The following is a 12209-nucleotide window of genomic DNA, read 5'->3' as shown; positions in this document are numbered from 1 at the left end:
CCTCGGCCGGAACCTTTCGGGCGTCCGCGCAGCGGGCGGGGGCCATGTAAAGCGAAGGTACGTCGCATAACTACCAGGTACTCGCGGTTTGGATGGTGGATTGGTGCCCTGCCATGCCGGCTTGCTTGGCCATGGTGTGGGCTTGTGGCAGCGCTGCCACAAAGGAGTCAACGTCTTGTTGGTTCGATGTATGCCCGAGGCTGAAGCGTTGTGCGCCACGTGCGGTGTCTTCGTCAAGGCCCATGGCCAGCAGCACGTGGGAGGGTCGCGGGACCCCTGCCGTGCAGGCCGAGCCGGTAGAGGACTCAATGCCAGCCATGTCCAGCAGGAACAGCAACGAATCGCCTTCGCAACCCGGGAAGGTGAAGTGGGCGTTGCCGGGGAGCCGTGTGTCGGGATGGTCAGCCGGGTCGGAGCCTCGCAGCACTGCCTCCGGGACGGATTGGCGGACGGCGTGAATGATTTGGTTGCGCAACCCGGCAATGCGGTTGCTTTCCTCCGCCAGGTTCTCGGTGACGTCCCGGGCCGCTGCGGCAAAGGCTGCAATGCCGGCGGTGTCCAGCGATCCGGACCGTACGCTTCGTTCCTGTCCGCCGCCGTGCTGCACGGGTGTCAGGACCACTTCTCGGCCCAGCAGCAGCGCGCCGACACCCACGGGGCCGCCGATCTTGTGGCCGCTAATGGACATGGCAGCCAGTCCGGAGTCCTTGAAATTCACCGGAATTGACCCGAAGGCCTGGACGGCATCGGAGTGCACCGGGATGCCGTACTGATCTGCGAGCGCCGTGATTTGGGCGACGGGCTGGATGGTGCCGACTTCATTGTTGGCCCACATGCAGCTGAGGAGTGCCACAGAGTCCGCGCCGTCGTCCAGTTCCTTTTTCAAGGCTGCAAGGCTCACGGTGCCGTGTTCATCAACCGGCAGCCAGACGGCTTCTGCGCCCTCGTGCTTTTGTAGCCATTCAACGGTGTCTTGGACGGCGGCATGTTCGATGCTGGAGACAAGAATGCGCGTGCGGCGAGGCTCGGCTGCGTTGCGGGACCAGTAAAGCCCCTTCACAGCGAGGTTGTCTGCCTCGGTCCCGCCGGAGGTGAAGATGACTTCCGTGGGGTGCGCGCCGGCGGCTGCAGCAATGCTTTCACGGGCGGCTTCCACCGTGGCGCGGGCGCGTCGGCCCGATCCGTGGAGCGAGGACGGATTGCCGCTACGGGTGATAACGGAGGTGAGTGCGGCGAGGGCCGGGGCCGAAATTGGCGTGGTCGCCGCGTGATCAAGGTACACGGGCACCCACCGATTCTACGCCATTCAGGCAGCCTGCCCCTCCGGGGTTCCGGTAAACGTTGTCCAAACGGCCAATTCGCCTGCCGATTTGTCCACAACCGCACTAAATCCCTTGCCACTGCCCGTCTGCACTGGCAGTATGTGGGTGATTTGCATCACACAAGAGTCCCGGGAGGGCGAATACATGAAAACAGCACGATTTAGACGCACCACCGCGGCTGCCCTGTGCGCAGTCGCAATGGCCGCAACCACCATGCTCGGCGGAAGCGCCATGGCGGCGTCACCCGATCAACACTCCACGCCCGTCGACTTTCCCGCAGCCGACGGCGAGCTCATGAGCTATGTGGTCAACGCGAAAGCCAGCAACCCCAAGAAGACCCGGGATGTGGTGCGGGCTGTCGCGGCAGCCGGCGGCGTCGCCGTCCAGCAGTGGCCCGAGATCGGCGTGGTCATTGTCCAATCCGAGAGTGCCAGCTTCCGTTCCGACATCCTCAAGTACGGGTACGCCTCCGTGGAATCGGTGGGTGCAACACGCACCATCCCGGTGGCGGAAGGCACCCCGGACGGCATTTACACTCCGTGGCAGAAAGCTCCGCAGCAGCGCAAAAAGCAGCTGGCCGAGTCTGATCTGCTCTATGGCGACGCCACCTTCGACGGCGTCGCCGCGGATCCCCGTGAAGCCGAGCAATGGAGCCAGGTGCAGATCAAGGCGGACCAGGCCCACCAGGTCACTGATGGTTCCCGCAACGTCCTGGTCGGCGTTCTGGACAGCGGCATCGACCCCAACCACCCCGACCTCCAGGCGAACATCGACGTGGCCAACTCCGTCAACTGCACCAATGCCGGGCGGCCGGACACCTCTCCGACGGGCTGGAACCCCACCACCTCGTCCCACGGCACCCACGTGGCCGGCATCATCGGTGCCGCCCGCAACGGTGTGGGCATTGTGGGCGTGGCCCCCAACGTGCGCATGGCCTCCGTCAAGGTGGTCAACGATGCCGGCTCGATCTATCCCGAGTACGCCATCTGCGGTTTCATGTGGGCGGGCTTGAAGGGCATGGATGTCACCAACAACAGCTACTACGTCGACCCGATGCAGTTTTGGTGCGACGACCAGCCGGACCAGAAGGCCGTGCGCGTCGCCGTTGAGCGCGCAGTCGAATGGTCCACGAAGCAGGGGGTGGTGCACGCGGCGGCCGCGGGCAACGCCTCTTACGACCTGGCCAACAAGACCACCGACGATGTCAGCCCCAACGACAGCGCCGGGATTGAGCGCCAAATCAACAATGGATGCAACGACATGCCCACCGAGCTGGAGGGCGTGGTGACGGTCTCGTCCACCGACCAGGCCGGCAAGCTGTCATCCTTCTCCAACCGCGGGCTAAACGCCATCGACGTGGCAGCGCCCGGATCAAGGATCTTGTCCACGTTGCCGAACAATGGCTACGGCTTGCTCAGCGGCACCTCGATGGCTTCACCGCAAGTTGCCGGCGTGCTGGCACTGATGAAGTCCCAGCACCCGGGCTGGAAGCCGAAGCAGCTGATTTCACAATTGGGCAAGCAGGCCGAGGACCATATCTGCATGCCATCTGCAACGCCGACCGGTGCCGAGTGCATCGGCAAACTGTCCAACAACAGCTACTACGGTGAAGGCATTGTGGATGCCTTGCAGGCCGTGCTGTAGGGCACCGTTCCTGCCGAAAATCCGTCCGTGTCCTTTCCGGCGGCCGCCTTTCCAGGTGGCCGCCGGAAATGCTTAAGATTCCTGGGGGACCAGCCGTGCGCAGCAGTGCGATATCTCGGCGTCGGGTTCGAGGCTGTGCCGTTCGTCGGAGCAACCCTCGAGGGCCCCGCTGAGCAGTGAGCCATTGAGTGCGCACACCACAGCGGTGTGTTCGCGGGACAGCTGGTGGAAGGGGCAGTTGGCCATGATGGTGCCGCCGTTGCCGTCGGGTTCGGGACTGTAACCGGTGTCGGCCAGCAGCTGGTGGATGTTGCCGGCTTCCGCCCCCCTGCGCCGACCCTCCGCAAAGGCCACTGCGGACACGGACTCCTCGATGCCTTCCCCGGAATCCATGGAGCGCTGGACAGCTGCCGCCAGCAGGCTTGCGGCGAGGTCGTAGTGGCGTGGTGGCACCGATGCGCTGACTTCGCTCTGTGCCGCCGTGTACAGCTTGGTGGGACGGCCGGAGCCGGGGCCGGACTTGGCGCCCATTTTGCGAAATTCCACCAGCAGCAACTTTTCCTCCACCAGGCGGTCAAGCTGGGCCCTGATGGTGCTTTTGGGCAGGCCCAACGCGGCCGCACACTCGTCGCGGCTCAGCGCACCCGTGGATTCGCGCACCAGCTCAAACAGCTTCCTGCGCAGCGGATCCCCCAGCGAGGCGACGGCGCTCAGGCGCTGATGCTCGTCAAGCCCGGGAGTGTGTGCGAAGGGTTGCTTCACGGGTTGATTCATGGCCGCTGGCCTGTGTCCTTTCCTGCCGATGTGGAGTGCCGACGCTGGCGGCCCATGCTTGGCAGATGGTGGATTGTTACCTGCATGCTTGACGCTTCGAGTCTGCGCTTCTAAAGTCAATAATACAATCTTTAGAAAGGGTTGGAAATGTCCCTCTCCAGCGCGTCGCTGCCTGACCTGCTCACCTTTGAAGACCCTGAATCGCTCGCGGTTCCGTCGGGGATCGACCTGCCCAGGGCCCAGGCCGCCATTGCCGAGTTCCTGCGGGCGCTGGGCCGCGACGAAACCGACCCCCATCTTTTGGACACTCCCCGCCGGGTGGCCGCCGCCTATGCGGAAATGCTCACCCCACGTGACACGTCATGGACCACGTTCCCGAACGAGGATGGATACCAAGGCCTGGTGCTGGTAAAGGACATCCCCTTCCATTCACTGTGCCAGCACCACCTCTTGCCGTTCCGGGGTGTGGCCCATGTTGGATATCTTCCCGGCGATCGGCTTTTTGGGCTCTCCAAGTTGGCCCGCGGCGTCGAGCTCTTCTCCCGCGACCTTCAAGTCCAGGAACGCCTCACCCAGCAAATCGCCGATTGGCTGGAAACCACGCTGACCCCGCGCGGGGTCGGGATCGTGATGGAAGCCGAGCACACCTGCATGTCCCTGCGAGGCGTGCAAACCTCCGGCACAATGACCCGCACGTCCGTTTTCACCGGCCTGCTGTCCGACGCCGGTCCCTTGCGGGAGCAGTTCCCCTAGGTCGGTTCCCTGGAGCAGCCCCCGGCTCCTCCCCAATGCGTCTGGCTGCCGTGCCCCGTTGGGGCCCGCGGAGCCGAAGGCCCACTTTCATTCAAGAGACACAAAATTTCCACGGAAAGAGTTTCGATCATGAACGAGTCAAGCAGCACACCAGGCACAGGAGCTTCAAGCACGCCCTCCCCTGCAGATGCCGGCATGGTGATTATTGGCGGGGGCCTCACGGCTGCCACCGCCGCAGAAACCCTGCGCAAGGAAGGCTTCACGGGCCCTGTCACCATCGTGGCCGACGAAGCGGAAATCCCCTACCAGCGCCCACCACTGTCCAAGGGGTTCCTGGCCGGCAAGGAGGACGAGGATGCATTGCTGCCGCTGTCGGCAAAGTGGTACCAGGAGAACAACGTCACGCTCCTGACCGGCATTGCCGCCACCGCACTTGATCCGCGAGCGCATACCGTGGGCCTGAGCAACGACACCAGCCTTTCGTATGCCAAGGTCCTGCTGGCAACAGGCGCAGCACCGCGCCACATCCCGTTTCCCGGCGTCGACCTCAAGGGCGTCCACACGTTCCGGACCAAGGCCGACAGCCTTGCCATGAAGGAACTCTTCACCGGCGGCGGCAAGAATGTTGTCATGATCGGCTCCGGCTGGATTGGCATGGAAATCGCCGCCACGGCCACCGAGCTGGGCAACAAGGTGGCGCTGATGGGCCTGGAGGACGTGCCGCTGTCGGTGGCGATCGGCAATGAACTCGGCACGGTTTTCGCCAACCGCCACAAGGAAGCCGGCGTGCAGTTCGTGCTCCCTGCCAGCGCCGCCGAAATCCAGGGCACCGATGGCACCGTCACGTCCGTCCTGACCACCACAGGGGTCACGCTGCCGGCGGACATTGTCATTGTCGCCGTGGGCGTGGTGCCCAACATTGCGCTGGCCAAGGATGCCGGACTCACCATCAACAACGGCGTTGAGGTCACCGCCAGCCTGCAGACTTCCGCAACGGACGTGTTTGCCGCCGGCGATGTGGCCAACGCCATGCACCCCGCCACCGGGGCGTACGCCCGCTCCGAACACTGGGCCAACGCCATTGCCAGCGGAAAGGTCGCCGCCAAGTCGATGCTCGGCCAGACTGCCGTGCTCGATGACATCCCCTACTTCTACACCGACCAATTCGACCTCGGCATGGAATACTCCGGCTTCGGCGCACTGGCCAAGGATGCCGAAATCGTGGTCCGCGGCAGCCTGGAGAAGCGCGAGTTTGTTGCGTTCTGGGTGCTGGAAGGACGCGTGGTGGCCGGCATGAACGTCAACATTTGGGACGTTCAGGAGGCCATCAAGGCGCTCATCAGCTCCGGCCGCACCGTCGACACGACCAAGCTGGCTGACCCGGAAACCCCGCTGGAGGATATTTGATGGTGGGTATGACCACTTCGGCCCCTGCCACGGCTGCCCCGTTTTACACTCCGCCGTTGCTCCACCCGGTCCACCGGTTCGGCTCGCGCACCATCGATTTCAGCCGGCAGGTGGCGCTGATGGCCATCATCAACAGGACCCCTGATTCCTTTTACGACGGCGGGGCCACCTTCGCCCTCGATGCTGCGGTTGCCGCGTCGCTGGCGGCCGTGGACGACGGCGCCGACTGGGTTGACATTGGCGGGGTCCCGTTCGCGCCGGGGCCGGCGCTGAGCGCCGAGGAAGAGGGCGATCGGGTGGTGCCGGTCATCGCTGCCGTGGCGGCCGCCAGCGACGTGATCATCTCCGTTGACACGTTCCTGCCCGAGGTGGCGGCCCGCAGCATTGCCGCCGGAGCCACTGTCATCAACGACACCACGGGTCTGTCCAATCCGGACATGGCATCGGTGGTGGCGGAATCCGGAGCCCATGTGGTCATTACGCATTCGCTGGCCAGGCCACGCACCGTGTTCCCACGACCGCAGTACGACGACGTTGTTTCCGAGGTGGCGGCTTTCCTGGCTCGAAAGGTGGAACTGGCCCTCTCCTTCGGCGTCCCGGCCGACAAGATCATTGTTGATCCCGGGCACGACCTCAACAAGAACACCCTGCACACCTTGGAGATCACGCGTCGCTTCAACGAAATAGCCGCGCTGGGTTTTCCGGCCCTGGCAGCAGTTTCCAACAAGGACTTCATTGGCGAAACCCTCAACCAGGCCAAGGACGACCGCCTGGAGGGTTCGCTCGCAGCCGGAGTGGTGTGCATGCTCGGCGGCGCCCGGATTTTGCGCATGCACAATGTTGCCTCGGCCAGCTCTGCCATCGGCATGACGGAGGCGGTGCTGGGATGGCGCAGGCCGGCGTACCTCAGGCACAACATGGGCGAAGCCAACCATCCTGCGGCACCAGCCACTCCAACCGGCTCTTGAGGGCTGGTTCACCGGAAACGTTAAGGACCTCCCCATGATTGAGCGAATCTTCCCCGACCCCTCCGTCCTCTCGGCTGCGGCCTTGGAACACGAACTTCTGGCCCCCGCCCCGGAGCGGGGCCGAAGCGGCACACCGTGGGTGAGCTTCAACTTCATCTCCAGCATTGACGGCGCAGCTTCCCTGGACGGTCTCTCGGGCCAGTTGGGCAACGCCTGGGACCAGCGCGTTTTTTCACTGTTGCGCCAAAGCGCCGACGTCATTGTGGTGGGCGCCCAGACCATCAGGGCCGAAGGCTATGGCGGAGAGCTGCTCAGCAAGACTGCCCAGGCGTGGCGGGAGGAGAACTGGTTGTCCACGCACCCGCCGCTGGCCATTGTCTCCGGCACCCTGAATTTGGACGCGGAGCTCGCAGTGTTCACGCAGGCCCCGGTGCGGCCGCTCATTTTGACGCTTGAATCAGCCCCGCAGGGGCGCAAGGACGCCTTGGCCAAAGTCGCTGAGATCGTCACTGTCGGGACTGATTCCCTTGACGTGGAACTGATCATTTCCAAACTCACGGCACGCGGCTTGGTGCGAATTCATTCCGAGGGCGGACCAACGTTGCTGGGCACCTTCGCCGAGGCGGGGAAAGTGGACGAGCTGTGCCTGACCATCTCGCCGCTGCTGGTGGGCGGCTCGGCAGGTCGGATCTCTCGCGGTCCTGCCGCCCCGCACACTGCCAGGCACACCGCAGACCACGCTTCGGCGGCCGCAGGCATGACGCTGGCCCGCATCATGAAGGCCGATTCCATGCTGTTCCTGCGTTATGTGCGCTCCACCGACCACTAGTTGCCCTGCTTTCCCACCTTTTCCCACCTTCGGCGGCCTTCACCTGCGCCGAGACTGCAGCAGTCGGCAATGTTTCTCGAGAACATTGCCGACTGCTGCGCTTTCGAATGCGACCCGGTCGGTGCAAGAGCGGGTCAGTTCTGCGGTGCAGCTAGTTCGACGGCGGAGCCACCGACAATTTCGCCATCACCTTTGGCGTCATGGCGCCCAGCAACGCATCGCTGGGGCAGGCCAGGGTGACCAGCAGGCCCGTGTCGGCAGCGCCGAGCATCCGCGCCCACACTGTGCTGGCCATGACACCCTTGGCCGCCTTGGTGTTGAAGGCCAGGAAGGAAATGCTTGGTCCGGGCTTGCCTGCTTCGCCAACCCACGGCAGTTCTGCTTCCGACAGGCCTGATTCCATCACTGAGGGAATCAAGTACTTCATCAGTTCGGTGGAGGAAGCCTTGTCGTCGCCTTGCGTGATGAGCGGGCCCTGGTTGGCGGTGGTCCAATGGGCCAGCAGGCAGCCGGCCGCATTGCTGTACTGCGTCTGGCCGGCCACGTTCTTTTTAAGCAGTTTCCACTCCGGCGGACCGGGCGTTTCAGAGTAGTCCTGCGGCGGCTGGCCCAGGATGTCGTTGAATTCCACCGGCACCCGCGGCGAAAGCGTGGTGCCCGCTGCAAACGTCATCGGTGCTGCTGCCACTGCGGCGGCGTCGTGTCCGGCCACCACCGTGGGCGGCGCATAGGTGGGTGGCGCGGTGGGCTGCGCGGTGGTTTGCGGCACGGGCGAGGGAACCGAAATGCTGCATCCGCCCAAAGCTGCGAGCGCCGCAACGGCAAGCCCCACAGCTGCAGTCGCCCGATAGGTGGAGCCGCTCTTTCGATTCACAGCATCCACTGTACCGACAGGCATCGGCGTCGTTGCAACCGGAGCTCTCGCTCGCCCCGCGGCGGCTGGGTTAAAGCGGGCGGGTTAAACCCACAGCTGCAGGGCACCCGGGTCCACTGTGACCGTTGCCGGCAGCGGGCCGATCCGCTCCCCGTCCGCATAGCTGACGATCCCCGGCGAGTCGATCGCCACCTCACGCACGCGTTCAATGCCCACCACGGGGTGGCTGGTGTGCCGTCCGGAGAACACCAGCGGGTAGATGCGCAGGAAGGCCAGCCGAGACAGCGGCGAGACGAGAAACAAATCCAACCGTCCGTCGTCGCACTTCGCCTCGGGGGTGATCTTCATGCCCCCTCCGATGGAGACCAGGTTGGAGATCGACAGCAAGACGGCCCGCTGCCTGCGCGCTTCACCGTCCACCACGAGCGAATAGGTCCGCGGTGTCAAGGTGGCGAGCTCGCGCGGGGTTGCCAGCTGGTAGCGCAAGGTCCCGCGCGGCCATCGCCAACCATTGGCCCGCTCGTTGACCAGCGCGTCAAAACCGGCTGAGAGCGCACACATGAACCAGACCAAAGCTTGCCCCTCCCGCTCAATGCGGCCCAGGTCGATGGTGCGCGGTGGCAGCTGGCAGGCTTTCAGGAAACGTTCGACGGCGGCGCCCGGCCCTCGCGCTCAATGCGGCCCGGGTCGTTGGGGTCCAGGCCCAGGCCGCGGGCGGCGTCGTTTCCCGTCCCGGCCGGGATGATCCCCAGCGGGATGGGGGTGTGGGCCAGAGTGTTGACACCGAGGTGGACCATGCCGTCCCCACCCACCACCACAAGTGCTTGGGCGCCGGCGGCAAGCTCGTCCTCGACGGCGCCGCGCAGGGCCTCGCAACTGCGGCGCCGCAGAACGCTCACGTGGTGTCCGGCGTCGCGCATGTGCGCCACTGCCAGCCCGCCGATGCGTCCCGGCGACTTTTTTCCTTTGCCGCCAAACGCTGCCCGGGGGTTAATGGCGACGGTGATCCGCAACGGCGCGGAGGTGCTCACCGGGCGGCTGCCGCGCGTTGGCGGTCGGTTGCGGGAAGTGTGGTCATGGCACTGGCAATTATGCCGGCGGGTGGGCGCGTCGGACGGGGATTGGCGGCGCGGGCCGGGCAGCTAGACTGATCTTTTGGCACTGCCTGGCTAGCGAAAGGTCCCCGGTGGGCGAGAAGTTCCTCACGCATTATCAAGTCCTCGGACTTGCACGCACGGCTTCTGAACGCGAGATTAAGATCGCCTATCGCAAGGCGGCCCGGATCACCCATCCCGACAGGGGCGGGGACGCGGCGTTGTTTCGCCAAATCACGCAGGCGTACGAGGTCTTAGCGGACCCTGCGCGCCGGCAAGCCTACGACAGGTCCTACGGCGTCACCGGGAGCAGCACTGCCCGCGCTTCGGGGTCTCAAGCTCCGGGTTCCCGTGCCCCGGGCACCGCTGGAGGGGCTTCGGCCCACTCGTCCGCCCGCGCCGCTTCCGGCGGGGCTTCCGGGGGCTTCAGCACCCGCCGCGGCAGCGGCAGCAAGGAACGGTCCACGGCAAGCTCTCCCGCCGTCTACCTTCCTGCCTATGCGGACGTGGCTGCCGGCGAGACCCCGCTCATGCCGCAAAGCCGGGCTGCGCAGCCGGTCCACGGCTCGCCGCGGAAGCGCGGGCTCTTTGGGGCTTCATCACGCCTGGCCAGGGAAGCCCGCACCGCACAGCTGATCATGGCCCAGATTCTGCCGGGCATTCCGGCGGCCAGGCTCATCAACGGCCTCACGGCACCGGGCGGCAAGGGCTACGTGGACCACGTGCTTGTCTCGGGTTACAGGATTGCTGTCATTGGTTCCATGCTGGTGCCCAACGGCGCTTTCCGCTGGGACGGCAACACCCTCATCCACGGCAACAAGGTGGTGGCTCCCCCTCAACTGATTCCCGCGGCAAGGGCCTTCCAGGAACTTTTCCCTGAATGCAATGTCACGGCCTGGGTTTGTGTGCACAGCAGCACGGGAAATCTCTTTGAGCCTGTCATCGACTATGCCAGGGGCACCGAACCCGACGGTTCCAACACCATCAACATGGCCAACGCCGCCCGCTTTGTGCGCGAGGCCAAGCACTTCCTAGCCTCGGGGCCCGCCCCGAATGTTGTCGACGTGTCCGTGCTGGACCGGCTGCTCGGCGGCATGTACTAAAGACCCGGCTGTCCAACCACCGCTTCCACTGGCAGTAGGATAAAGACGTGTTTCGCATCCTTTTCCTCACCCCCGAGATCCCCGGCAACACCGGCAACGCCATCCGCCTGGCCGCCATCACCGGCGCCGAACTGCACCTTGTTGAACCGCTGGGTTTTGACTTCTCCGACGCCAAGTTGCGGCGGGCAGGCCTTGACTACCACGACTTGGCCGTGGTGAGCGTGCACAAAACATTGGCCGATGCGTGGGAGGCACTTGCCCCCGAACGCGTCTTTGCCTTCACCTCCGACGGCGAAAAGGGCTATGCGGAGATCTCCTACCAGCCCGGTGACGTGCTGATGTTTGGCAAGGAATCCTCGGGACTGTCCGCCGAGGTGAAGCTGGATCCGCACATCACTGCACGGGTGCGCCTGCCCATGCTGCCATCCCTGCGGTCCCTGAATCTTGCCAACGCCGCCTCAATTGCCGTCTATGAGGCATGGCGCCAAAACGATTTTGCCGGAGCGCAAATCCAGGCCTAAGAATTCTTTGGCGGGTCTCCGCCTTGTCCATTTCACCAACTGGAGGTATCTATGTCCGCTCGCGATCCTGGCTTGGCGTTCACCGATGGGGCACTGCAATTTGAGGCGTGGTCGGACAAGCTGTGGGACCCCATGGGACGGGATGTGGTGGCCGCAGCCGCGCTCCAGGCAGGGGAAAAGGTCCTTGACGCCTGTTGCGGAACGGGAGCTGCCACCATCCCGGCAGCTTTCGCCGTCGGCACCACCGGGACGGTCGACGGCGTCGACCTCTCCACCGGGCTCCTGCGCATGGCGGCGGCAAACCTGGCCAAACAAGGGATTCTCAACACCACGCTGACTGAAGCCGACGTGACCGCCTGGCGCGGACACCGCACCTTTGACGCTGTCTTGTGTTCCTACAGCATGTTCTTCTTCGCTGACATGGAGGCGGGGGTGGAACATCTCGTGTCCATGCTCCGTCCGGGCGGCCGCCTTGTCACGAGCACCTGGGTGGAAGGGGCGCTGGAACCCTTTGGCGGGCGCATTCTGGAAGCCGCCATCAAGGAACGTCCCCGCTTGGCCGGGGTAGTCCCGGAACCCAACAAGAACATGGCCCGCATCGCTTCCGCGGACGCGCTGGCCGTGTGGCTGACCGGGCGCGGCTTGGAAAACGTGTCGGTTGAATCGCATCCGCTGACACTGACAGTCGACGACGCCATGGCCTGGAACCTTGTCATGGGCAGTGGCTGGCGCACCCTGCTCCCCCGCGACCCCGAAGCCATCTCCCGGGTCCGCCGCGACTTCATCCACTCGGTGGGCCCTCAGATTGACATGAACTCGGACGCCCTGATTGCCACCGGCACCGTGCCCGCCTGAAGGGCCGGAACATGCCGCACTTTGTGAACAATGCCGCGGTTTGCCGGAAATGCCAGCGTTTGTAT

The 12209-nt window shown here is 64.7% G+C and carries 13 protein-coding genes; 8 read left to right on the top strand and 5 right to left on the bottom strand.

Annotation, left to right across the window (positions count from 1 at the left end; genetic code table 11):
* Positions 1-70: 70 nt before the first annotated feature.
* Positions 71-1288 (bottom strand): cysteine desulfurase family protein, encoded by a 1218-nt coding sequence (locus tag QMG25_RS18400; RefSeq protein WP_283462526.1) that lies wholly within the window; start codon positions 1286-1288, stop codon positions 71-73.
* A 232-nt stretch (positions 1289-1520) separates the two neighbouring features.
* Here QMG25_RS18400 and QMG25_RS18395 point away from each other — a divergent pair, with 232 nt between their 5' ends.
* The gene (locus tag QMG25_RS18395) at positions 1521-2966 is read left to right on the top strand and encodes a S8 family peptidase (RefSeq protein ID WP_283462525.1); all 1446 of its coding nucleotides are present in this window, start codon (positions 1521-1523) and stop codon (positions 2964-2966) included.
* Positions 2967-3038: 72 nt separating this feature from the next.
* Here QMG25_RS18395 and QMG25_RS18390 read toward each other — a convergent pair whose 3' ends face one another.
* Positions 3039-3728, bottom strand: coding sequence for a helix-turn-helix transcriptional regulator (locus QMG25_RS18390; RefSeq protein WP_283462524.1), 690 nt, complete (start codon positions 3726-3728; stop codon positions 3039-3041).
* A gap of 159 nt (positions 3729-3887) precedes the next feature.
* Here QMG25_RS18390 and folE point away from each other — a divergent pair, with 159 nt between their 5' ends.
* From folE to QMG25_RS18370, 4 genes are all read left to right on the top strand, one after another.
* Positions 3888-4493, top strand: a complete 606-nt coding sequence (gene folE / locus QMG25_RS18385; RefSeq protein WP_283462523.1) for a GTP cyclohydrolase I — start codon at positions 3888-3890, stop codon at positions 4491-4493.
* 129 nt (positions 4494-4622) lie between these two features.
* A complete protein-coding gene (locus tag QMG25_RS18380; RefSeq protein WP_283462522.1) occupies positions 4623-5900 on the top strand; it encodes an NAD(P)/FAD-dependent oxidoreductase in 1278 nt (425 codons plus the stop codon).
* A gap of 8 nt (positions 5901-5908) precedes the next feature.
* Positions 5909-6868, top strand: coding sequence for a dihydropteroate synthase (folP, locus tag QMG25_RS18375; protein ID WP_283462521.1), 960 nt, complete (start codon positions 5909-5911; stop codon positions 6866-6868).
* Between the two features lie 34 nt (positions 6869-6902).
* Positions 6903-7697, top strand: a complete 795-nt coding sequence (locus tag QMG25_RS18370; RefSeq protein ID WP_283462520.1) for a pyrimidine reductase family protein — start codon at positions 6903-6905, stop codon at positions 7695-7697.
* Between the two features lie 151 nt (positions 7698-7848).
* Here the strand turns inward: QMG25_RS18370 and QMG25_RS18365 are convergent, their stop codons facing one another.
* The 3 genes from QMG25_RS18365 to QMG25_RS18355 all read right to left on the bottom strand — a co-directional run bounded on the left by QMG25_RS18365 (position 7849) and on the right by QMG25_RS18355 (position 9602).
* Positions 7849-8571, bottom strand: coding sequence for a hypothetical protein (locus tag QMG25_RS18365; protein WP_283462519.1), 723 nt, complete (start codon positions 8569-8571; stop codon positions 7849-7851).
* Positions 8572-8655: 84 nt separating this feature from the next.
* Positions 8656-9132: a hypothetical protein gene (locus QMG25_RS18360; RefSeq protein ID WP_283462518.1), complete on the bottom strand. Its 477-nt coding sequence runs from the start codon at positions 9130-9132 to the stop codon at positions 8656-8658.
* 74 nt (positions 9133-9206) lie between these two features.
* Positions 9207-9602, bottom strand: coding sequence for a diacylglycerol/lipid kinase family protein (locus QMG25_RS18355; RefSeq protein ID WP_283462517.1), 396 nt, complete (start codon positions 9600-9602; stop codon positions 9207-9209).
* 155 nt (positions 9603-9757) lie between these two features.
* On the opposite strand from QMG25_RS18355, the gene QMG25_RS18350 reads away from it, so the two are divergent.
* The 3 genes from QMG25_RS18350 to QMG25_RS18340 are packed head-to-tail and all read left to right on the top strand — an operon-like array spanning position 9758 to position 12144.
* Positions 9758-10768 carry a J domain-containing protein gene (locus QMG25_RS18350; RefSeq protein WP_283462516.1) on the top strand — a complete coding sequence of 337 codons (1011 nt, stop codon included), beginning with the start codon at positions 9758-9760 and terminating at the stop codon, positions 10766-10768.
* A 47-nt stretch (positions 10769-10815) separates the two neighbouring features.
* Positions 10816-11289: a tRNA (cytidine(34)-2'-O)-methyltransferase gene (locus QMG25_RS18345; RefSeq protein ID WP_283462514.1), complete on the top strand. Its 474-nt coding sequence runs from the start codon at positions 10816-10818 to the stop codon at positions 11287-11289.
* 51 nt (positions 11290-11340) lie between these two features.
* Complete coding sequence (locus QMG25_RS18340) at positions 11341-12144, top strand: class I SAM-dependent methyltransferase (protein WP_283462513.1); 804 nt, start codon at positions 11341-11343, stop codon at positions 12142-12144.
* Positions 12145-12209 lie beyond the last annotated feature (65 nt).

Origin of the sequence: Arthrobacter sp. H35-D1 (assembly GCF_030063185.1) — a bacterium.
Lineage (GTDB): Bacteria > Actinomycetota > Actinomycetes > Actinomycetales > Micrococcaceae > Specibacter.
The sequence above is the reverse complement of the archived record's forward strand: the minus strand, read 5'-3'. Positions and strand labels throughout refer to the sequence as shown.